At 67.1% G+C, this 21,139-nt stretch carries 24 protein-coding genes and 1 tRNA gene; 9 read left to right on the plus strand and 16 right to left on the minus strand.

The annotated features are described in order from the left end of the window. Positions 1–41 precede the first annotated feature (41 nt). Positions 42–347 carry a hypothetical protein gene (locus APQ99_RS12740; protein WP_049892487.1) on the minus strand — a complete coding sequence of 102 codons (306 nt, stop codon included), beginning with the start codon at positions 345–347 and terminating at the stop codon, positions 42–44. 113 nt (positions 348–460) lie between these two features. On the opposite strand from APQ99_RS12740, the gene APQ99_RS13080 reads away from it, so the two are divergent. Continuing rightward, complete coding sequence (locus APQ99_RS13080; RefSeq protein ID WP_012289171.1) at positions 461–616, plus strand: DUF7563 family protein; 156 nt, start codon at positions 461–463, stop codon at positions 614–616. Between the two features lie 104 nt (positions 617–720). Here the strand turns inward: APQ99_RS13080 and APQ99_RS06250 are convergent. The 6 genes from APQ99_RS06250 to APQ99_RS06275 all read right to left on the minus strand — a co-directional run bounded on the left by APQ99_RS06250 (position 721) and on the right by APQ99_RS06275 (position 5,564). Then, positions 721–793 (minus strand) — tRNA-Gln (locus tag APQ99_RS06250). Positions 794–858: 65 nt separating this feature from the next. Then, positions 859–1,293 carry a metal-dependent transcriptional regulator gene (locus tag APQ99_RS06255; RefSeq protein WP_010902351.1) on the minus strand — a complete coding sequence of 145 codons (435 nt, stop codon included), beginning with the start codon at positions 1,291–1,293 and terminating at the stop codon, positions 859–861. A gap of 61 nt (positions 1,294–1,354) precedes the next feature. Next, complete coding sequence (locus tag APQ99_RS06260; RefSeq protein WP_049892592.1) at positions 1,355–1,849, minus strand: rubrerythrin; 495 nt, start codon at positions 1,847–1,849, stop codon at positions 1,355–1,357. Positions 1,850–1,960: 111 nt separating this feature from the next. Continuing rightward, positions 1,961–3,175, minus strand: coding sequence for a Fe-S cluster assembly protein SufD (sufD, locus tag APQ99_RS06265; protein ID WP_010902349.1), 1,215 nt, complete (start codon positions 3,173–3,175; stop codon positions 1,961–1,963). A gap of 1 nt (position 3,176) precedes the next feature. After that, a complete protein-coding gene (sufB, locus tag APQ99_RS06270; RefSeq protein WP_010902348.1) occupies positions 3,177–4,601 on the minus strand; it encodes a Fe-S cluster assembly protein SufB in 1,425 nt (474 codons plus the stop codon). 36 nt (positions 4,602–4,637) lie between these two features. Then, the gene (locus APQ99_RS06275; protein WP_010902347.1) at positions 4,638–5,564 is read right to left on the minus strand and encodes an ABC transporter ATP-binding protein; all 927 of its coding nucleotides are present in this window, start codon (positions 5,562–5,564) and stop codon (positions 4,638–4,640) included. A gap of 301 nt (positions 5,565–5,865) precedes the next feature. Here APQ99_RS06275 and APQ99_RS06280 point away from each other — a divergent pair, with 301 nt between their 5' ends. Continuing rightward, positions 5,866–6,609, plus strand: a complete 744-nt coding sequence (locus tag APQ99_RS06280; protein WP_010902346.1) for an SDR family oxidoreductase — start codon at positions 5,866–5,868, stop codon at positions 6,607–6,609. 15 nt (positions 6,610–6,624) lie between these two features. On the opposite strand, the gene APQ99_RS06285 is transcribed toward APQ99_RS06280, so the two are convergent. Continuing rightward, positions 6,625–9,330, minus strand: a complete 2,706-nt coding sequence (locus APQ99_RS06285; protein ID WP_010902345.1) for a DNA-directed DNA polymerase — start codon at positions 9,328–9,330, stop codon at positions 6,625–6,627. Between the two features lie 113 nt (positions 9,331–9,443). Between APQ99_RS06285 and APQ99_RS06290 the strand changes: the two genes are divergently transcribed. Genes APQ99_RS06290 through APQ99_RS06300 form a run of 3 tightly spaced genes read left to right on the plus strand, consistent with a single transcriptional unit; the run spans position 9,444 to position 10,405 of the window. Continuing rightward, positions 9,444–9,629: a DUF7331 family protein gene (locus APQ99_RS06290; protein ID WP_010902344.1), complete on the plus strand. Its 186-nt coding sequence runs from the start codon at positions 9,444–9,446 to the stop codon at positions 9,627–9,629. Positions 9,630–9,669: 40 nt separating this feature from the next. After that, on the plus strand, positions 9,670–9,951 hold the full coding sequence (locus APQ99_RS06295; protein ID WP_136361093.1) for a DUF7322 domain-containing protein: 282 nt from the start codon (positions 9,670–9,672) through the stop codon (positions 9,949–9,951). Positions 9,952–9,976: 25 nt separating this feature from the next. Then, a complete protein-coding gene (locus APQ99_RS06300) occupies positions 9,977–10,405 on the plus strand; it encodes a DUF7346 family protein (protein ID WP_012289168.1) in 429 nt (142 codons plus the stop codon). Here the strand turns inward: APQ99_RS06300 and APQ99_RS06305 are convergent. The 4 genes from APQ99_RS06305 to APQ99_RS06320 are packed head-to-tail and all read right to left on the minus strand — an operon-like array spanning position 10,393 to position 14,795. Then, on the minus strand, positions 10,393–10,644 hold the full coding sequence (locus tag APQ99_RS06305; RefSeq protein ID WP_010902342.1) for a hypothetical protein: 252 nt from the start codon (positions 10,642–10,644) through the stop codon (positions 10,393–10,395). The two genes, APQ99_RS06300 and APQ99_RS06305, sit on opposite strands and share 13 nt — an antisense overlap. Before the next feature lie 51 nt (positions 10,645–10,695). Next, complete coding sequence (rad50, locus tag APQ99_RS06310; protein WP_010902341.1) at positions 10,696–13,347, minus strand: DNA double-strand break repair ATPase Rad50; 2,652 nt, start codon at positions 13,345–13,347, stop codon at positions 10,696–10,698. Beyond that, complete coding sequence (mre11, locus tag APQ99_RS06315) at positions 13,344–14,507, minus strand: DNA double-strand break repair protein Mre11 (protein WP_010902340.1); 1,164 nt, start codon at positions 14,505–14,507, stop codon at positions 13,344–13,346. The genes rad50 and mre11 overlap by 4 nt, the downstream gene beginning before the upstream one ends. A gap of 57 nt (positions 14,508–14,564) precedes the next feature. Further along, the gene (locus APQ99_RS06320) at positions 14,565–14,795 is read right to left on the minus strand and encodes a MarR family transcriptional regulator (protein WP_010902339.1); all 231 of its coding nucleotides are present in this window, start codon (positions 14,793–14,795) and stop codon (positions 14,565–14,567) included. Positions 14,796–15,001: 206 nt separating this feature from the next. Here APQ99_RS06320 and pan1 point away from each other — a divergent pair, with 206 nt between their 5' ends. Next, on the plus strand, positions 15,002–16,222 hold the full coding sequence (gene pan1, locus APQ99_RS06325; protein WP_012289167.1) for a proteasome-activating nucleotidase Pan1: 1,221 nt from the start codon (positions 15,002–15,004) through the stop codon (positions 16,220–16,222). 43 nt (positions 16,223–16,265) lie between these two features. On the opposite strand, the gene APQ99_RS12545 is transcribed toward pan1, so the two are convergent. Then, on the minus strand, positions 16,266–16,403 hold the full coding sequence (locus tag APQ99_RS12545) for a hypothetical protein (protein WP_010902337.1): 138 nt from the start codon (positions 16,401–16,403) through the stop codon (positions 16,266–16,268). 49 nt (positions 16,404–16,452) lie between these two features. After that, positions 16,453–16,650: a DUF5800 family protein gene (locus APQ99_RS06330; RefSeq protein ID WP_010902336.1), complete on the minus strand. Its 198-nt coding sequence runs from the start codon at positions 16,648–16,650 to the stop codon at positions 16,453–16,455. Between the two features lie 68 nt (positions 16,651–16,718). Between APQ99_RS06330 and APQ99_RS06335 the strand changes: the two genes are divergently transcribed. Continuing rightward, positions 16,719–17,591 carry a polymer-forming cytoskeletal protein gene (locus tag APQ99_RS06335; protein WP_010902335.1) on the plus strand — a complete coding sequence of 291 codons (873 nt, stop codon included), beginning with the start codon at positions 16,719–16,721 and terminating at the stop codon, positions 17,589–17,591. A 47-nt stretch (positions 17,592–17,638) separates the two neighbouring features. Then, positions 17,639–17,923: a hypothetical protein gene (locus APQ99_RS06340; protein ID WP_012289165.1), complete on the plus strand. Its 285-nt coding sequence runs from the start codon at positions 17,639–17,641 to the stop codon at positions 17,921–17,923. Here the strand turns inward: APQ99_RS06340 and APQ99_RS06345 are convergent. After that, on the minus strand, positions 17,920–19,020 hold the full coding sequence (locus APQ99_RS06345) for a hemolysin family protein (RefSeq protein WP_010902333.1): 1,101 nt from the start codon (positions 19,018–19,020) through the stop codon (positions 17,920–17,922). The two genes, APQ99_RS06340 and APQ99_RS06345, sit on opposite strands and share 4 nt — an antisense overlap. Positions 19,021–19,130: 110 nt before the next feature. Here APQ99_RS06345 and APQ99_RS06350 point away from each other — a divergent pair, with 110 nt between their 5' ends. Beyond that, entirely contained in the window at positions 19,131–20,312 is a 1,182-nt protein-coding gene (locus APQ99_RS06350; RefSeq protein ID WP_010902332.1) for a redox-regulated ATPase YchF, read from the plus strand. Here the strand turns inward: APQ99_RS06350 and APQ99_RS06355 are convergent. Then, complete coding sequence (locus APQ99_RS06355) at positions 20,309–21,097, minus strand: class I SAM-dependent methyltransferase (protein WP_010902331.1); 789 nt, start codon at positions 21,095–21,097, stop codon at positions 20,309–20,311. The two genes, APQ99_RS06350 and APQ99_RS06355, sit on opposite strands and share 4 nt — an antisense overlap. Positions 21,098–21,139: the final 42 nt, after the last annotated feature.

The raw sequence follows: 21,139 nt of genomic DNA on the forward strand, positions 1-21,139 counted from the left end.
GAACGGCTTCGTGTGCCAGGTCACCGCCACACCCCATGAAGCTACTGCTGGTGTGCAGTGAGTGCAGCCTCACACTCCTGCATCGCCTCGAAGCGCTCGCTGTCGGGGTCCTCGATCGGGACGGTTTCGACGGTCACCCACCCCGAGTCGTAGGTGAGAGCGGTCACCCAGTCGTCGGTCCCGAGGATCACGTGCTCGGTGACCACGACCGGGTCGCGGGTGTCGGCCTCGACGGCACGCTGGCGGTCGACGGGGACCACCAGCGAGAACGCGTCGGCGTGGTTCAGGGCCGTTACTTCCTGTTGGCGCAGCGGCCGGTCGGGAAGCGATTCGAGTGGCTCGCTCATACCGGCCGTTCGGAACAGCCACACGTAGGGGTGTCGCTCCCAATATACGTTTTATTCATCCTCTAAAAATGTACACAAAGTATATATGGAGTACTATCATTGCTCCGAATACGATGCCGGAATGCAAGAACTGCGGCTCGTTCGTAACCACGGACTACGCACGCGTGTTCACACCACCAGGCGTCGACAGGCCGCGCGTTTGCCCCGAATGCCCCGACATGGTTCGGGACGGGGCCGACGTTCGGAAAGCCCGCGCAACACGAACCTGACAGCCGTCCCGGCGGCCGACACCCCCCATACTGTTTTTGCTGTCGCGATCACTCGCTGAGAAACCAGGCCACCCCCCGACAGCACTGGACTGCGGATCGGTGAGTAGTCCCGGGCGGATTCGAACCGCCGTCGTGGGCTCCAAAGGCCCATATGATTGGCCACTACACCACGGGACTGCACTCGCGGATAGCGATGCAAGACACAAAGAGATTGCTTTTCGAACCGCACCCCCGCGGGGCGCTCAGTCGTCGGCCTCGACGGACGGCTCGGCGAGGAACCCACACGCGTCAGCGCCGGCGTCGAAGCAGTCCGGACACTGGGACTTGCGGTCGATGATCATGTCGAGGCGCTCGGCCACCGTCTCATCGATCACCGGCTCCAGCTGTCGGGCCTCGTCGCGGAACGACTCCACCCCGAGCACGTTCGCCAGGAACCGTTCGAGGATACAGTACGTCTGGAGGGCGTCTCGGGCGCGCGCCGCGCCGTCCTCGGTCACGGACGCCCCCTTGTACTTCTCGTGTGTCACGAGACCACGGTCTTCGAGTTTCCCCACCATCTCGTTGACGCTCGCCGGACTGACGCCGAGGCGGTCGGCGAGCTCCCCGGTCGCGGCGGGGCCGTCGGTTAACTGCTCTACGAGAAAGATCGTCTTCAAGTACTGATCAGCAGTGTTCATGTCCAATCACCTCGAACGGCGACCACACCGGCCGGCACCGCTGCGCCGACAGTGGCCGTGCTCATCTGTGTGCCTCCATCAGCGCAGTGACCGACTCGACGCCGTCGGCTTCGGCCGCCCGGATCTCCCGCAGCGTCGCCAACAGCCGGTCCTGATCGACGCCGAACGCCGCCTCGCTGGCCTCGATCGCCGCGATCAGATCGTCGTAGAACTTGTACGCGGTTTCCTCGCCGTGCAACTGGTCGTACAGCACGCCGTCGAAGTCGTCCGGCCCGGTCTGCCCGTAGCTCTCCGCAACCAGCGCTTCGACCTCCCCGAACGGGATGCTGTCGGCGTCAAGCGACTCGATGATGTCCTCCAAGCGCGCGCGGTGATCCGCGGACTCCTCGCTGGCGTCGGACAACAGCGCCTCGATGTCGGCGTCCCGGTCGGCCGCCGGCAGCGACTGGTAATGTCGATGCGCGCGGACCTCCACGACCTCTTCGAGCACGACCCCGATCTGTAGCAGCCGCGCCAGTTGGCGGTCGGAGTCGACGCTCGCAGCGAGCGAGCTCACGGCCGCCGCCACCTCGCGAACGATACGGTGCGCATGGATACAGTCGACGGCCTCACCGTCCTAAAAGGCGAGGATTCCCCGGCAACGGGGTGTGGGGAACCGCTGCGCGGGTCAGTCGAGCCGCTCGGCGATCCGTGTCTCCAGGTCCTCGCGCAGTTCCTGGACTTCGACCTCTTCGAGTACCGGCACGAAGAACCCCGCAACAAGCATGTCCGTGGCTTGCTGAGCGGTGAGGCCGCGGTCCTGCATGTAGAACAGGGTCTCCTGGTCGACCTGCCCGACGGTCGCGGAGTGGCTGGCCTCGGTGTCGTGGTTGTTGATGATGAGCTTCGGGGAGGCGTCGGCCTCGCTCTCGTCGCTCAGCATCAGCGTGTTCTCGCGCTGGTAGCTCGACGTGTCCCAGGCGTCACTGCCGACGTCCTGGACGCCCTCGTAGACGCTGCGGGCGTCGTCGTCGATGACGCCGCGAGTCACGAGATCCGCGGTGGTGTGCTCGGCACGGTGCCAGACCTTCGCGTCGAGGTCGAAGTGCTGGTCGTCGTGGCCGAAGAACGCGCCGACGATCTTCGTCTCACTGGCGTCGCCCGCCAGTTCGGTGGAAACACCGGTCTTCGTCAGCCGGCTGCCGATGTTGCCCTCGATCCAGTTGACCGTGGCGTACGTGTCGGCGTGCCCGCGTTTCAGCGTGTAGTTGTACGTCTGCTCGTCGAAGTCCTGGAGGCTCCCGTACTGCACGTAGGAGTTCTCTCCGGCGTCGACTTCGACGATCCCCGAGTAGTAGCGCTCGCCGTCGACGTCGTCGCCGGTGTCCTGGCGCTCCAGGATCGTCGCCGTCGCGTTGTCCTCGGTGATGACCAGCGTGTAGTTGAACAGCGACCGCGAGTTCATCGAGGTGCGGATGGTGACGTCCTCGGCGTCGACGCCCGCGGGCACGTACACCACAGTCCCGGTCGTGAACAGCGCCGTCGACAGCGCCGTCAGGCGGTTCTGGTGGGGGTCGATGACGCTGCCGAACGCGTCCTCGACGCGGTCGGCGAGGTCGTCGTCCTGGAGCGCGTCGTGGAACGACTCCACGCGAGCGTTCTCCGCGCCGACCTGGTCTTTGTCCTCGGTCTGGGAGAGCGGATCGACCAGCGCGTCGAAATCGAGGTCTTCGAGCGTGGTCCACTTTCGGCCCGGCGTCTCGATGACGCTGGGGAACGCGAGGTCGTCGAGCGCCTCAAGCGCATCGAGGCGCGTTTCGCGGAGCCACGCGGGCTCGTCGCGCTCGTCGGCGATCCGGCGGACCGTCTCTGCAGAGATATCAGTGTGTAGCTGCGTACTCATATTAACCGAGCGAACCCTCCATCTCCAGCTCGATGAGGCGGTTCAGTTCGACCGCGTACTCAATCGGCAGTTCTTCGGTGATCGGCTCGATGAACCCGGAGACGATCATCTGCTTTGCGTCGTCGTCGTCGAGACCACGGCTCTGGAGGTAGAAGACGTCCTCGTCGCCGATCTTCCCGACGGTCGCCTCGTGTGCCACGTCGACTTTCGACTCGTTGATCTCCATGTACGGCATGGTGTCGCTGGTGGAGTCGTTGTCGAACATCAGCGCGTCACACTCGACGTTGGTCTTCGAGTCCTCGGCGCCGTCGGCGATGTGAACGAGGCCGCGGTAGTTCGTGCGGCCGCCGTCTTTCGCGATGGACTTCGATTCGATGGTGGAGCTCGTGTCCGGGGCGTTGTGATAGACTTTCGCGCCGGTGTCGATGTCCTGGCCGTCGCCGGCGAACGCGATCGTGATGTGGTTGTCCGTCGCGCCGCGACCCTTGAGGATCGTCGACGGGTACAGCATCGTGGCCTTCGACCCCATGCTGCCGGAGACCCACTCCATCGTGCCGTTCCCCTCAACGACCGCGCGCTTGGTGTTGAGGTTGAACGTGTTCTTCGACCAGTTCTGCACGGTCGAATACTGCACGTGGGCGTCCTCGCCGACGAACACTTCGACGCCGCCGGAGTGGAGGTTGTGGCTGCCGTACTTGGGCGCCGAGCAGCCCTCGATGTAGTGGACTTCCGAGCCCTCCTCGGCGATGATGAGGGTGTGCTCGAACTGGCCCATGCCCTCGGAGTTCATGCGGAAGTACGCCTGCACGGGCATGTTCACGGTGACGTCCTCGGGCACGTAGACGAAGCTGCCGCCGGACCACACCGCGCCGTGCAGCGCCGCGAACTTGTTGTCGCTCGGCGGCACGCAGCTCGTCATGAAGTGCTCTTTGACCAGCTCGGGGTACTCCTGAACGGCCTCGTCCATGTTGCAGAAGACGACGCCCTTCTCCTCCCAGCGCTCCTGCATGTTCTGGTAGACGACCTCGGACTCGTACTGGGCGCCCACGCCGGAGAGCGCGTTGCGCTCCGCCTCGGGGATGCCCAGCTGTTCGAAGGTGTCCTGGATCTCGTCGGGGAGGTCCTCCCACTCGTCGGCGCCCGAGCGCTTGTCGACGTCCGGGCGGATGTACGGGACGATCTCCTCGATGTCGAGCTCGGTGAGGTCCGGCTGGCCGGGCCAGTCGGTCGGCATCGGCATCTTCGTGTACTGTTCGAGCGCACGGAGGCGGCGGTCGAGCATCCAGTCGGGCTCGTCTTTGTCCTCGGAGATGACGCGGATCGTCTCCTCGGTCAGGCCCTTCTCGGATTCGAACGCGGAGTTCTCCTCCTTTTTGAACTCGAAGCGCGCCTCGGTGTCAGTGTCTTGTATGTCTTCGGAACTCATGTGGTGTGTGTGGTTGCGTTGCGTGTCTGGGCGGCGTTACGCGGTCTCGTAGACCTGATCGCGAACCCAGTCGTACCCCTCGTCTTCGAGCTTCTCGGCGAGCTCGGCGTCACCCTCCATGACGACTTCGCCGTCGAGCATGATGTGGACGCGGTCGGGCTCGACGTAATCGAGGATGCGCTGGTAGTGCGTGATCTGGAGGATGCCGGTGTCCTGCTCGTCGCGGAGCGCGTTGATGCCCGTCGAAACGTCCTGGAGACGGTCGATGTCGAGCCCGGAGTCGATCTCGTCGAGCACGGCGATCGAGGGCTCCAGGATGGCGGCCTGGAGGACTTCGTTTTGCTTTTTCTCGCCGCCGGAGAAGCCCGCGTTCAGGTAGCGGTTGGCGAACTTCTCGTCCATGTCCAGGGTCTCCATTTTCTCCGAGAGGATCTCCTGGAAGTCCGCGACGCCGATCTCGCCGTCGTCGGCCGGCCCCTCCATGGGGGAGGTCTCGTAGCCGGCGTCCTCGTCATCGTCGGCGGCGTCATCGGCGTCCTCGTCGTCATCCTCGAAGAGGAGTTCCTCGCGCTCGTCGAGCTTCGCGTTGAGCGCTGTGCGAAGGAAGTTCACGAGGGTGACGCCCTCGATCTCTGCGGGATACTGGAACGCAAGGAAGATACCGAGCGCGGCGCGCTCGTTCGGCTCCAGGCCGAGCAGATCGAAGGTTCGGTCGTCGGCGGGGAGCTCTTCGGCACCGTCGAAGTCGTCGTCTTCGATGGTGAACAGGACTTCCCCGTCGGTGACGTCGTAGGCCGGGTGGCCGGCGATGATCTTTGCGGTGGTGGATTTCCCGGAGCCGTTGGGACCCATGAGGGCGTGGATCTCGCCGGACGGGATTTCGAGGTCGACACCGTCGAGAATTTTCTCCCCACCGTCCTCTGCGACTTCGGCGTGTACGTCTTTGAGCTCAAGCGTAGCCATTGATTAGGTCATCCTAAACGAAGTGGGTCAGCATCATAATAGTTGCGGAGTTCACCGTAACTGCTTTTGCTAACATAAAATAGAGTTTTTGATTTACTAAAAACGGCGTCGTGCGGCGAGCTGACCGCAGCGTCGTCTACAGCGTGTCTCGGGAGCCGACACACGCGCCGGGATCGCCTGGCGAGCCCGCCCACATGGGGGGCGGTATCACTGCGGGAGCGGTGTGGGTTGGCGTACGCTGCTATGCGGCAGGAACCCTGGCGGGAGAAACTGTCAAGGCCCGCGCCCGGGATGAACGCATATGGAAACGGCTCCGCTCGACGGCGACGTCGCCGTCATCACTGGCGCATCGAGTGGCATCGGGGAAGCAACCGCACACGCGCTCGCCGAGAACGGCGCGACGGTCGTGCTCGCCGCGCGCAGCGAAGAGACGCTCACCGAGATCGCGGACACGATCACGGCAACGTACGACACTGCCGCCCACGCCGTGCCCACCGACGTCACCGACCGGGCGGCCGTCGACGCGCTCGTCGAGACGGCCGTCGAGGAGTACGGCAGCCTGGATCTCCTCGTCAACAACGCCGGGCTCGCGCGCGGCGACGACGTCGCGGCCCTCACCGACGACGAGTACCGTCAGATGATGGCCGTGAACTGCGACGGCATGTTCTACGCCACCCGGGCGGCGCTCCCGCACCTCACCGACGCCGACGGCACCATCGTTTTCCTGGGTAGTTTCGCGGGGCAGTACCCCCGCCCCAGCAATCCCGTCTACGCCGCGACCAAATGGTGGACGCGCGGGTTCGCCCACAGCGTCGAGGCGCGCTACGGCGACGACGGCCTGGGTGTCACCGTAGTCAACCCCACGGAGGTGCGAACCCGGTTCAACGACGAAGACGGCACCGCCTTCGAGGAGGCCTACGACGAAGCCGAGGTGTCCCGGCCGACCGACATCGCCGACGCCATCGCGTTCGCGGCGACCCAGAGTGCGCCCACGGTGGCGAGCGAGATCGACATGTACCGCCAGGACAAGTTCTCGGAGTTCTAGCTGGGGCCCAGCGGGCTACGTGAACTGGCCCAGCCCGGTCTGCGTTTGGCCGGATTTCACCTCGTCCCAGGAGAGATCAAGCGCCTCGAGGATGCGCTCGATGGGGCCTTTGAGCGTCTTATCGAGCATCTTGTCGTAGTCGACGACGAACGTGTCCGGGATCTGGTCGGCGTACTCGTAACAGATCACGTCGGGATCCCGGCGGAACTCGCGGTAGCGGTCGCTCGTGCTCGTGTCGATGCCCTGTTCGTCTTCGACGTGACCCCAGAAGTCCGGATGCACTTTCGCGAGGTAGAGCCGCTTGGGCTTGGACCCGCGGTCGAAGTTCGTGCCCAACAGCAGGTTGGCGTACTTCGCACCACGCACCTGGGCGGTGTCCGTCTCGTAGTTGTCCAGTCGTTTGCCGATGCCGCCCGGGATGCCGATGTCGTCCAGATCCGCATCCCCCTCCTGGAACTCCTCGATGACGCCGTGGACGTACTCCTCGACGGCGTCCACGTCGCCCTCCCGCACCACGAGGTCGATGACCTCCTTCTGGACGCGCTTCGTGATCGGCGCGATGTCCGAGCGCTGGTACTCGAAGCCCGTGATGTCGACGTCGTCGACGTCCTTGCCCTCCTTCCAGACGATGTGGCCGGCGTAGCGCTTCTTCTTGCCGGCCTGGAAGAACCGCCGGTAGAGCTTCTCGAACTCGATCTGGAAGCGGTGGTCGTCGGCGTGCAGTTGCTCGCGGGCGAACTCGTCGTAGGCGGCGTTGATGTGGTCCTCGATGTCGAACGACTCCGCGATGGCCTCCGCTTTCGTCATGTCGTCGCCGAGTTCGAGCATGACGCTGTCGGTGTCGCCGTACGCGACCTCGTAGCCGAACTCCTCGGCGGCCTGCTCGGTGAAGTCGATGACCTCGCGGTTCGTGGAGGTAACGCCCGCGCTCATCGCGCGGTCGTAGAGCCGGAAGCGGTCCCAGCCGAACACGCCGTAGAGGCTGTTCATGATGACCTTCACGGCGGCCTGCTGGCGGTCGTAGCGCTCGTAGTCCTCGCTGTCCGGCTCGTGGTCGTCGCGGCGTGCTTTCTTCTCCTCGCGCTCGGTGAGGAGTTCATCGACCATCTCCCGGATGATGCCGTCGGGTTCCTTCCGGAAGTGGACGCCCGTCGGCGTCCGGTAGGTGTCGCCGTCGAACTCCTCGGGGTCGACTTTGGTCTCCGGGCTGGCGTTGATGGTCACCATCGACATCGGGTAGAGGCTCTTCAGGTCCAGCACGGAGACGTTCTCCCGAACGCCAGTGATGGGGTCGAAGACCGCGCCGCCCTCGAACTCCTCGGCGTCCTGTTGGCCTTTCGACGGCAACACGAAGTTCCCGAACGCCTTGTGCAGGACGTACATGTCCACCGCGTCCCCGGGGGTCGTGGCGTCCTCCAGCTTGCAGCCCACGAGCTTGCGGGCTTCGTCCCAGAACGCCACGATGGACTGCTTGCGGTCGATTTCCACGCAGAGCTCGACGTCCCGGAGGTTGTACTCCAGGAGGCGCTCGGGGTCGTCCTCCCAGAGGTCGCCGATATCCCCGGGGTAGCGCTCTTTGCCGACGCCCAGCTCCTGTTCGCCGACGGCGTCCAGCCGGTAGGAGTCCAGCTCCGAGTATTTCGTGCGCTGGTAGGCGTACAGCAGGTCGAAGACCACCCGTCCTTTCACGTTCGGGCCGCCCCAGCCGGACGTCCAGACTTCGCTGACGCGGGAGAGGCGGTCGGAGTCGAGGTCGTGGTCGGTTCGTGGGTCGAGTTCGTCCAGCCGGTCGATGAGGTAGGGGGCGTCGAAGTCGTCGAAGTTCCAGCCCGTGAGCACGTCGGGGTTGGTGTCCTCGATGTACGAGAGGAACGCGTCGTGCATGGCTTCCTCGGTGTCGAACACGCGCACGTCGATGTCGGCGTCGTCGGTCAGTGGGTCGTAGCCCGGGACCGCTGTGGGGGCGTCGACCGTCGCGTCCGGGGCGGCGTACAGCCACGCGACGTATTCGTCGCGGTAGGAGTCGTGGCTGGTCAGACAGACCACGGGCTCCTCGCCGTCCTCGGGGAAGCCGTTGCGGTCGTTGACTTCGATGTCGAAGGTGTTCACGCGCAGGTCGGCGGCGACCTCACAGGCCGCGATTTCGTCGTGGTGGACGTAGAGCGCGCCGTCGTCGGCGCGCCGGGCGGGCACCCTGACGCCGTCGGTGATGTCCTTGTCGATGAGCAGGCGGTTCGGGAACAGGATGTCGGCCTCGTAGTGATCGAACGCGTCACGGATGTTCCCGACGTCGCGGGGCGTCCGGCCGAAGATCTTCGTCAGCGCTTCGCCCCGGATGGATTCGTAGCCGTCCTCGGTGCCGGTGATGACGTCGTCGGTGAGGTCGTCTTCGGAGAGCGTGGCCGTCGGTGCGTAGAAGTACGGCCGAAAGCCGTGCACGCGGACGTGTTCGGCCTCGTCGTCGGTCGTGCGGCCGAAGACGTGGAGGACGGGGCGCTCGCGGTCGCCCGAGCCCTCGATCGTGTAATCGACCTGTGTGACCATCAGTTCGACCTCGCCGGTGGCGTCGGGCAGCGCGTCCGCTTCCGCCGTCAGCACCTCGTTGACGACGGGGTCGGCGTCGCCGGCGACGACCGCGGCTTCTTCCTGGATCGCGTCCTCCCCGGGGTCGTCTGCCCCGTCGCTCTCGTGCATGAACTCGGAGAGCTCGGTGTTTCCCATTGGGTTCGGGTTCGTCCGTCCGGCCTAAAAGCTCGCCCTTCGGAGCGGCAGAATCCGACGGGGGGAAAACAGTTATCCCATGTGGTCCACTACCACGGACCGAGGTGACAGAGATGACAGACCACGCAGCGGGCGACCGGAATCACCGCAACGACGTCCCACAGCTGCCCGAGGGCAACGACCCACGCGACAGCGTCGAGGCCTACGATGCCGACGAGGGGGTCGTACTCTACGACGCGGAGAATCCGCTCGCGTGGCTCAAAGGCACACACGCGGTGTGCCTCGGCGACGCCCTGTAGAACCGATAACGCTTTGCTCGCACCACCCACAGTGTGTGGCGTGCTCGACGACGTTCCGTTCGCCGACGAGGAGTCCGAGGCCGAACAGGACCTCGCCCCCGACATCGAGATCCCGGACGGCTCGGCGGCCGATCCAACCCTCCAGCGGAAGTTCTGGTCGCTGGTGTTGGTGTTCAACGCGGCAGTGTTGGCGGGCAGCGTCGGGGCGATGATCGCGTGGTTCAACGGCAACTGGGGGACCGGCGGCCCGCTGCTGGCCGCCGCCGTGATCCTGTCCGTCTACGGCGGATACAAATACCGCGTCTACACACGGAAGGACTAACGCCGTCGCCCTCCTTCCGTGGGGTGTGCAGACGGTTCGAGACACCGATGGGCGGCGCTGGATACGCATCGCGGACCACGGCGAGCAGAGCAGGGTACGGGACCCAACGACCGGCGAGGAGACCACGGTGCCCAGCGAGACACTCACACCGACGAGTGACGACGCCGTGTTCGAGGCGCTCGCGGACCGCGTTCCGGACGCCGGCCGCCGGGTCGCGAAGGCGTGTCACGCGGACTGGCAGCTCGGACTGCTGGTGGCGCTGGCTGACGACGGCCCGCGCCCGGTTCGGAAACTACTGGCGGCGGCGGGCGTCTGCGAGAGCGATTTCCTCGGTGCGACCACCGAGCTCCGGGCGGCCGGTGTGCTCGCGGAGACGACGGTGGCCGGTCAGCGCGCCTACGAGCTCACGGCGGCCGGCCGCGAGGGGATCGGCGCGCTCCGTCACGCGGAGTGACCGCGCCGGCTGTGGTGGTAGCCGGTTGCGGCGAGCACGGAGACGGAGACGGCAGCCGTGCCGACGCCAAACGCCCACAGGAGTGGGGTTGACGCGGTTATCCCGACAGCACCGAGAACGATCGCAAGCACCGCCAGCACGCCGCCGAGCTGCAGCATTCGGTGCACCGGCGTGTGTCGGCCGTGCTCACCTGTCCGCGACTCGGTTTCGTTTGCAGAAGCGTCCGCCGGTTCTGGCATATGGACGCCCTGGGCCTGGATCCATTAGAGGGTTCGGGAACCCCTCTGATATCATATGTGTTCGGGGGTGGACACACGGGACCGGTTCGACGTGGCGTCTTTCGCGACCCGCACCACGTCGTCAGCGGCCGCCACCAGCTCGTCGTCGTGGCTCACGACCACGATCTGCTCGACGCCGAGCCGTCGCATCGACTCCACCAGTTCCACGAGCTGCGAGACGTGCCCGGAGTCGAGGAACACAGTCGGTTCGTCCAGGATCAGCGGCGGGAGGGGGGCGTCGCCCTCGATCCCCTCAGCCAGCAGCCGGTAGACGGCAGTGCGCAGGCTGAGGTTGAACAGCGCGCGCTCGCCCCCCGAGAGCTGCGCGGGCTCCAGGGGCTCGCCGTCCTTCTGGTAGACGGTGAGCTCGTACTCGCCGGACAGCTCGATGCGGGCGTAGGAGTCGTTCTGATAGACCAACTCGAAGGTCTCGTTCAAGAGGCGTTCGAGCTTCGAGACGTTCTGTTGGCGCAGCTCCGCCCGCAACTCCCCGTACATCGTCTCGAGCGCGGTCACCTCGTCGTGGACCGCCTGGAGGTCCTGGTGGCGTGACTGCACGCGCTCGTGCTCCTCGCGCAGCGACTCCAGCTCCGCGATGGCGTTCTCCGCAGCGCCGATCTTCGCCTGGAGGTCGTCGCGGTCCTCGCGCAGCGCCTGGAGTTTCGGTTCGACCTGTTCGAGGTAGTCCTCGGCGCGGTCCTTGTCGGCGCGCGCTGTCTCGATGCGGTCCGCATCGAACTCACTGTCCAGCGTGCGCTTGCGCTCGCGCAGCTCCGAGAGGCGGTCCCGGCGCTGCTCGTTCTGGGCGGCCAGTGCCGCGCGCTTCTCGGCCAGCCGCTGGGCGGCTTCGCGGGCGTCGGCGGCCGCTTCGAGGCGGTCGACGAGATCCGCAAGCGCGTCCAGTCGCTCCTTGAGGGCGGTCTGGTCGGCGTTCAGCGCCGCCAGCGTCTCGCGCTTCTCGTCGGCCGCATCACGCTTGGCCGCGGCGTCCGCACGGGCGTCCTCGGCCTCGGCGTCGAGGTCCGCGGCGCGGTCGCGCTTTTCGGCGGCCTGGTCGCGTTTCGCGTCCGCGATGTCGGCCTGCTCGTCGCGGCGCTCGACGGCGCGCTCGCGTTGTTGTTCGAGGTCGTCGACCCGGTCTTCGGCGGCCACCAGTGATTCGCCGCGGTCGACGCGCTGGGCCACCGCGTCGAGTTCGTCCTCGACGTCCGCCAACTCGGCGTCGAGCTCGGCGACGCGCTCGCGGTCGTCGGTGACACGCTCGACGTGGGGTGCCCCCTCGACCGGCTGTCCGCATTCGGGGCATTTCCCCTCGTCGAGCAGCGCCTCAGCCTCGGCGACGCGGTCGGCAGCGGACTGCCGGTCGGCGCGGAGCGTCGCCACCCGCTCGCGCAGTTCGTCGCGTTCGGCCGTCGCGTCGTCGAGGAACGCCTCGGCGGCCCCGAACGCGACCGGCGCGTCGTCGAAAGCCGCCATCGCCGCCTCGATGTCGGCGTCCAACGCCTCGATGCGGGCGGCGGCGTCGTCGCGTTTCGCCGCTGCGTCGTCGGCCTCGGCGTCGAGGGCTGCGGCCTCTTCGCGCAGCGTCTCGGCGCGCTCGTCGAGGGTGGCGGCGTCGTCGGCGGCGCTGTCGGCCTGCTCGGTGAGCCGGGAGACAGCCGGTGCGACCTCGCGCACCCGTTCGGCGACCGCCTCCCGCTGGTCGGCAACGGCGTCGCGCTCCGCGCTGGCGTCCTCGGCGTCCGGATCGTCGAGCCCGAGATCGGCCGCGAGCGCCGCTGCCTCGTCGTCGAGATCGCTGGCGCGCTCGCGGTGGTCGCTGACGCGGTCGGCGAGCGTCTCCCGTTCGCGTTCGGCCTCGGCGACGGCCTCGCGGACGTCGGCGATCGTCTCCTCGACGTCCGCGAGCGCCGTGCGTGACTCCTCGTAGCGCTCCAGGACGTCCGCGGCGTCGTCGCGGGTCTGCCTGGCCTGCTCGCGTTCGGCCTCGAAATGCTCGATGTCGGCGGTGACCTCGGCGAGCGCGGTGTTGTGGCTCGCCAGCCGGTCGTGGGGGTCGGCGGCCTCCTTGTCAGCGATCTGGTCGGCGAGCCTGTCGAGTTGCCCCTCGACGTTGCTCTTGACGTCCTCGACGCCGAGGCGGGCGTCGCCGGCGCGCTGGCGGTACTCCTCGAGTTTCCCCAACTGGAGGAGCGCGTCGATCATGTCCTGGCGCGTGCTCGGGGCGGCGTTGATGAGCTTGTTCACCTCGCCCTGGCGGACGTACGCGCAGTTCACGAACGCCTCGGCGTCCATGCGCAACAGCCCCGAGATGTGGGCTTCGACGTCGGTGACGCCGTCGATCCGGTCGGTCGGAGTCTCCAGCACACAGGCGGCGGTCTGGGCGCGCCCGCCGGACGCACGGATCCGGCGGTGGACGTGGTAGTCGCCGCCGGCGTGCTCGAAGTGGAGGTCGATCTCGGCCGTCTCCGCGCCGATCGTCACGGCGTCAGCGAGGGTCGTGTCGAGGGCGGTGGTGCCGTACAGCGCGAAAAAGCAGGCGTCGAGCAGGCTGGACTTGCCGCTGCCGTTCAGCCCGTGGATGACGGTCACGCCGGGGTCCAGGGAGACGGCGGCGTCCGCGTAGCATTTGAAGTTCGACAGGGAGAGGCGCGTGAACCTCATTGGAACTCCTCCACGGTGGTGGGCCGGCCGTCGTCGTCCGCCGCGTCGGCGTCGTCGTCCAGCACGGCCTCTGCGCGCTGTATCACGCGCTCTCGGACGGCTGCGTCGGCCAGCGTGTCGTCACGCACGATCCGGTCGACATCGCGAGCCGGCTCGTCCAGCCCCAGATCGCGGACGCGCTGCTCGACGGCGTCGTCGGGGTCGGCGAACGACACGTCCACGTCGGGGGCGTCGTCGCCGGTGTCGAACTCCCGGCGGTCGTTGACGCGCGTGAGGAGTGCGCCACGATCGTCGCCGAAGCGCTCGATCTCGGCGGGCGTGACCGTGTCGCCGTCGCCCGTGATCGTGACGACCACGACGGCGTCGTCGAGGGCGCGCTCGCGCAGCCGCTCCTGGATGAACGCCGTGCCGTCCGTGGGGCCGAGGTCGGCGTCCACGAACACGAACTCGCGGGTGTTGAGCGACTTCCGAGAGATGGCAACGTCGGTGGTGGCGTCGCTGCTGAACGAGACGATGTTGTAGCCCCGGGGGTCGCGTTCGCTGGCGCTGGCGCGCTCCGTGGAGCCACAGTACGTCACCCACGTGTCCCCGAGTTGCGCGGTGTCCGGGGTGTGGTTGTCGCCCAGCAGGACGGCGTCGAACTCCACCGTGGCGTCGGCCAGCACCGCGTCCAGGTCCCAGTTGGCGTACGGGAACGGCGTGAACAGACCGTGGGAGACGAGCGCGGCGTGGTCGGCGTCGTGGTCGGCGACGGTGTAGTCGTGGTCGTCGCGCTTGGACTGGGGGACGTAGTCGAGGCCGTAGAAGGCGGTATCCGCGACCACGCGTGGCGAGTCGTCGAGGCGCTCGGCGAGGCCGAGTGTCTCGAAGAGATCCAGCCACTGGGCGTCGCGGGTGCCTTCGTGGTTTCCGACGACAGCGAGAAACGGGATGTCGGCGTCCTGGAGCGGGCGCAGCAGGGCGATCGTGTCCAGGATGTCCCGGAGCCCGGGCTGGCGGTCGTGGTAGAGGTCGCCGGCGTGCACCACGGCGTCGACGCCCTCGTCGATGGCGTCCGTAATGACGGCGTCGAAGGCGTCGAGGAAGTCCTGTCGCCGCTGGGGGGCGTGGTACTGTTGGTATCCGAGGTGGGTGTCCCCCGTGTGGATGACGCGAGCCATACACCTGGCGTGGGGTGGCGGGGCGGAGAAAGCTTCGGTGCGTGTGTGGCGGCGGTGTCAGGTCAAGGTGTAGAGGCGTTTGCGGGCGTCGGTGAACGAGAACCGCGAGGAGACGATGTCGTGATCTTCGAGGCGCGTGAGCGCGTATCTGACGGTGCGGTCCGGGAGCAGCGTCTTCTCTGCGAGCTCCCGCTGTGAGAGGGTGTCGTTGTATTCGAGGACCTTGGCGACGAGCTTCGCGCTCGGCGGGAGGGATTCGAGTGCGTCCGCCGTCTCGGTAGCGCTCATACCCACCAGTATCGAATGCGCTGTATTAATTCTTTTGCTATATTTGATGCGCTACGGTAATTCAGCGGCGGGATGGCTGCGTCGGTCACGGGGAATGGATTCACCCCCAACGACCGGCTGTGACTGTCTCGCGCGTGCGGTTTCGAACCCCCACACAGGTTGGGTCACCCGAAGCCTCTTATGAACTAACACCCTACTCAGTGGTGATGACCGATACCGTCGAGGACGTGGAGCTCCCCTACGACGACAGCGCCTCACAACAGGACAAACTGGAGGCGCTAGAGGAGCAACTCTCTACCCTCGAAGAGGAGAACGAGGAGATGCGAGACCGGCTGCTTGATGCCAACGCAGAGAACAACAAATACCAGCAGAAGCTCGAACGCCTCTCACACGAGAACAAGAAGCTCAAGCAGTCGCCGCTGTTCATCGCGACTGTCCAGGAGCTCACCGACGAGGGGGCCGTGATCAAACAGCACGGCAACAACCAGGAAGCGCTCACTGAGGTCACGGACGAGCTGCGTGCCACCCTCGAACCGGGCTCGCGGGTCGCGGTCAACAACTCGCTGTCCGTCGTCCGCCAACTGGACGACGAGGCAGACGTGCGGGCTCGTGTCATGGAAGTCGATGACTCCCCCGACGTGGGCTACGAGGACATCGGCGGCCTCGACGACCAGCTCCGGGAAGTCCGGGAGACAGTCGAGCTTCCGATGAAAGACCCCGGCCTGTTCGAGACCGTGGGCATCAACCCGCCGAGCGGCGTGTTGTTGCACGGGCCGCCCGGCACGGGCAAGACGCTGATGGCGAAGGCCGTCGCCAGCCAGACGGACGCCAGCTTCATCAAGATGGCCGGCAGCGAGCTCGTGCACAAGTTCATCGGCGAGGGCGCGAAGCTCGTGCGCGATCTCTTCCAGGTCGCCCGCGACCACGAGCCCGCCGTCGTGTTCATCGACGAGATCGACGCCATCGCCTCGAAGCGCACGGACTCGAAGACCAGCGGGGACGCCGAGGTCCAGCGCACGATGATGCAGTTGCTCTCGGAGATGGACGGCTTCGACGAGCGCGGCGACATCCGCATCATCGCCGCCACCAACCGCTTCGACATGCTCGACCGCGCGATCCTGCGGCCCGGCCGCTTCGACCGCCTCATCGAGGTCCCCCACCCGAACGTGGGCGGCCGCGAGAAGATCTTCCGCATCCACACGCGGGCGATGAACGTCGCCGACAGCGTCGACTTCGGCGAGCTCGCCGCCGACACCGGGGATCTCTCCGGTGCGGACGTGAAAGCGATCTGTACGGAAGCCGGGATGTTCGCCATCCGCGACGACCGCACGGAGGTCCGGATGCAGGACTTCCAGTCGGCACGCGAGAAACTCGATCAGGACTCCGAGCCCGCCGCCGCCACGGACGTCTCCCGGACGTTCGCGTAGTCGGCCGGCGATTCGGGGGCCGTTTTTCAGCGATCCCGGCGCGTTACAGCGCTGTGAACGCCAGGTACGGCACGCCGAACAGCACTGCCGTCATCACCACCAGAACAAGCGCGTAGCTGACAGCCGTCCCGAGCGCTGTCCGCCACGCGTCGTGATCGAACGCATCGAGCGCGTCGCTCATACCGACACGTCGCGGTGCCACGTCCTAAGCGTTGTCATCACCGCGCCGGTCAGTCGAGGATGTCACCGATCCGGCGCGGCTCACCGGACAGCGTCGGGTTCGGTTCGACGAGCTTGAGCAGGTCGTGGTCGGTGACGTCGTGGTAGTCGGACTGCGTGGCGTCCTCGATGAGGGGTTTCTCCAGGCGGAACTCGGTGCCCTCGTACACCACGTCGACGCCGTCGTCTGCAACGGAGAGGGAGGTCATGACTGATGGTACGTGTGCAGAGACTAAACCCCGTCGTCTGACGGTCGTCCGACGGTCTCGCGGGGTTTATGCCGATGCGACGACTGGACTGCGGTGTGCTCGGCCCGACCCCGATCGACCAGTTACACATCCCGGACGGCACCACGGTCAAGGAGCACGACGTGGTCGCCGACAGTGACGTGCTGATCGGGGCGCAGTCGCAGCTCCGGCTCGGGGTGCGGGGCCACAACGTCGTTGCAGGCGAACGGGTGTCCGTCGACGGCGACATCGAGGCGGCGGGCGACTGCCGGCTGGACATGTGGTGTGAGGTCACCGGCAACGTGCTCGTTGAAGGCGACGCCTACGTGGGTGAACGCACCCACATCACGGAGCGGCTGGTCGTCGGTGGCGACCTCGACATCGGCGACGACGTCGACATCGAGGAGGGGTTCGAGGCGTCGGGCTGGATCGTCATCCGGAACCCGATGCCCACCCTCACGTTCTTCGTCATGTACCTCACGCACCTCCTCCGGCTCGGCGAGGCGGAGGACGCCCAGGAACTCGTCGAGGAGCTGGCGGCCGACAGCGACCGCGGCCCCCTCACGATCCCACAGTCGGCCAGCGTCTCCGACGACGCCTGGCGTGTCTCCACGCCGGCGACCATCGGGGACGACTGCCGGCTGCACGGCAACATCCGGGCGACCGAGATCGACGTCGGGCGCGGGAACAACGTCTTCGGGAGCCTGCGCGCCCAGAACGACGTGACGGTTGGCGCGGGCACGAAGATCCACGGCGACGTGACCACCCGGAACGGGAGCGTCCACGTCCAGGGGGACGCGGTCGTCCTCGGCGACGTCTCCGGCCACGACGTCACCATCGACGAGGCGGCGGACGTCGACGGCGTCATCCGCGCTCGCGGCGAGATGCGGGTTGGAAGTGTTGCCGACCGGGACGCCGAGTGACGCGCCCGGACCATCAGGTTTCTTGATTGATCCGCGACCATCCAGCAGTGATACCCTCCCCCGACGATGACGGTGCGACGGACCAGTCGTTGAACGGTGACCACGGGCCGCCGTGGCTGGGCGTCCGCCTGCTCCCCTCGGCGGTGCTCGCGTGGCTCGGCGTACTCGCGTTGCTCACCGGAGTTCACGGCGTCTGGTGGATGCTCGGCGAGCCGACCCCCGCATACGCCGGGTACGGCGTTCCGAGTCTGCTGTGGGACAGCGCGCTCGTGTTCGTCGGCGTCTACTTCCTCACTGTGGCCGTCGGGAGCGCTGCCGCCCGGCTGGATTAGGACTGTGACTTCTCGGCCGCCTCGTCGTAGGGGTCTTCGACCTCGCCGGTGATCGCTTCCAGCACGTCCGTAATCGTGACCATGCCAACGACGCCGCCCGTGTCGGCGTCGGTGACGAACGCGAGTTCCTGGCGTTCGGCCTGGAAGCGGTCGATGGCGTCGCTGACGGACATGTCGGCGTCGAAGACCAGCGGCGGGTGCGCGACGTCTTCGAGGGCGAGCGTGCCGTCCCGGAGGTCGTCGAGGTCCCGGAAGGCCTCGGGGAGGTAAACGACACCCCGAAAGTCATCCATCGATTCGCCGACCAGCGGGTACCGGACGTGGGGGCTGTCGGCCATCCGGTCGAGGTTCGTCTCCAGGTCGTCGGTCGTGGAGACGGCGACGACCTCGTCGACCGGAACGGCTTCGTCGCCGACGGGGATGCGGTCGATGTCGAGCGCGCCGATGACTTCCTCGCGGCGCTCGTCGGGAACCCCCGTTCCACTGAGCAGGTCGCCCATCCGGCTCCGGAGGTCGGAGCGGCCGTCGATGGGGTCCTCGGCGCCTTCTTCGGTCCACGAGCGCGTCATCTCGACGCCCACGAGAGAGAGAATCGCCTTGGCGATGCGGTCACCGGCGCGAATGATGGGCGACATGGTCCGCGTCCACCAGTAGTGGAGTGGGGCACAGTAGTGCGCGACCGTCTTCGCGCGCTCGACGCCGAGGTAAGTGGGTGCCTGCTCGGCGAGCACGAGGTGGGCGACGTTCATGACGGCGAGGGCCACCAGCACGGAGAGCGTCGCGATGGACCCCGCGCCGAAGCCCACGAACTCGAAAACGGGTGTGAACAACACTGCGAGCGCGGGCTCGGCGACGACGCCCAGCCCGACCGAGCAGACGGTGATGCCGAGCTGGCAGCCTGTCAGGTAGATTTCGAGGCGGTCGGTCATCTCCCACGCCCGGCGGAGCCCTGCCGTCTCCTGGAACGCCGACTCGTCGAACTGTCGGACGCGAGTGAGCGCGAACTCGGTCGCGACGAAGAAGCCGTTGCCGGCGAGGAGGGCGATGCCGCCGAAGATGCGTAGCGCGGTCACCGGCGTGATTTCGCCAGCAGACATATCGACAGCATGACGAACGCCGTGCAAAGACGTGTCGGATTCGATACAGTGGACGGACGGCGGGACCCCAACCGAAAAACGCTTTCCGACGCTGGAGCAACGGTGATGGTATGCTCTCTATCGCGCTTGCCGGGAAGCCGAACGCCGGCAAGTCGACGTTCTACACGGCGGCGACGCGGTCGGAGGTGGACGTGGCGAACTACCCGTTCACCACCATCGACGCGAACCGGGGCGTGACCCACGTGCGGACGGCGTGTCCGTGCCTGACCCGCGAGGAGCGCTGCGGCCACGAACACTGCCACGACGGGAAGCGCTACGTGCCGGTGGAGCTGCTGGACGTGGCGGGGTTGGTGCCGGGCGCCCACGAGGGCCGTGGGCTCGGCAACCAGTTCCTCGACGAGCTGTCGAACGCCGACGTCATCGTGAACGTCGTCGACGCCTCGGGCGCGACGAACGAGGAGGGCGAGCCGGTCGAGATCGGGGACCACGACCCAGTCGAGGACATCGACTTCGTCGAAGAGGAGATGGATCTGTGGCTCGCGGGCATCGTCGAGGACAACTGGGAGAGCGTCGAGCGGGCGTCCCGGTCGCCGGGGTTCGACATCGAGACGGCCATCACGGAGATGATGACCGGCTTCGGCGCGAGCGAGTACCAGGTCGCGGCGGTCCTTCGGGAGTTCGACTATCCCGATGACCCCATCCAGTGGAGCGGCGAGGACCGCGAGGCGCTGGCCCGCGGTGTCCGCGAGCGCACGAAGCCCATCGTCGTCGTCGCGAACAAAGTCGACGTGGCACCCGAAGAGAACGTCCAACGGCTGCTCGACCTCGACAAGCCCGTGATTCCCGCGACGGCGCAGGGCGAACTCGCGGTGCGGCGCGGTGCCGACGCGGGCTTCCTGGACTACGACCCCGGCGACGAGGACTTCGACATCACGGGCGACGTGGGCGACGACCAGCGGGAAGCCCTCGAAGCCCTCCGGGAGACGATGCAGGAGTACGGCGGCACGGGCATGCAGCGTGCGCTCGATTACGCCGTCTACGACCTGCTGGAGATGGTGACAGCGTTCCCCGTCCAGGACCAGTCGAAGTGGACCGACGCCACGGGCACCGTCCTCCCCGACGCCGTCCTGCTTGACGCGGGGTCGACGCCCGTTGACTTGGCGTACGCCGTGCACTCGGACATCGGCGACGGCTACCTGCACGCCGTCAACGCGAAGACCAACCGGGAGATCGGCGAGGACGACGAGCTCGGCGAGGGTGACGTGGTGAAGATCGTCTCCACGGCGAACTAAGCCGTGTCCGGGTGGCGCGCGATGAGCACGCCGCGATCGCCGGTCACGGTGAGAGTGCCGTCGACGAAGCGCGCCCGGAACGCCCGTTCGAGCGCGGGCCCGGCTTCCGGGTCGAAACCCGGCAGCGAGAGCACGTACGCGACCAGCGGCTCGGGGGCGTCGACCACGAGGGGGGCGTCGAGACGACGCCGCTCGACGGCGGCGAAGCGGTCGCGGAGCTGCGCCGCGCCGTTCTGAAGCGTGAACGGGCGCTCATCCGGCACGTCGCCGTGGTCGCGGGCGACAGCCCAGAGTTCGGTGAGCGCGTCGTCGCCGCTGGTCGCGGCGTGCAGTTCACCCGTCGGGGTCAGTACGCGGGCGATCTCGGCGAGCGCCTGCCGGCGGTCGGCGTCGCCGAGGTGCGCGAGCACGTGGTGGGCGGTGACGGCGTCGAACGTGTCCGCGGGATACGGGATGTCGCGGGCGTCCACGACGTCGAAGGTGAACTCGTGTGGGGCGTCCGCGAGCGCGTCCATCGCGTCAGCCGTCACGCCCTGGAACGCGTCGGTGACGGTGACGTCCCAGCCGTCGGGGACGCGGTCGGCGTTCGCGCCCCAGAACGCGCCGTGGCCGGCGCCGAGCGAGAGCACCGCGGCGTCGGGGCCGAGATCGAGGTGGTCGAACAGCCACTCGTAGTGGGATCGCTCGCCGGTACCGAAGCGGGCGTCGAGCGCGCGTCGGGCGGCGAGCAGTCCGCCGTCGGCGTACTGCGCGGCGACCACGTCGTCGGCCTGCCAGTCGGTCATGGTGGTGGCGAGGAAGCGCGGTGCCTTCAGGCCGGCGGTGTA

The organism is Halobacterium salinarum DSM 3754, assembly GCF_008124605.1.
In the GTDB taxonomy this organism is placed as follows: Archaea; Halobacteriota; Halobacteria; order Halobacteriales; family Halobacteriaceae; genus Halobacterium; species Halobacterium salinarum.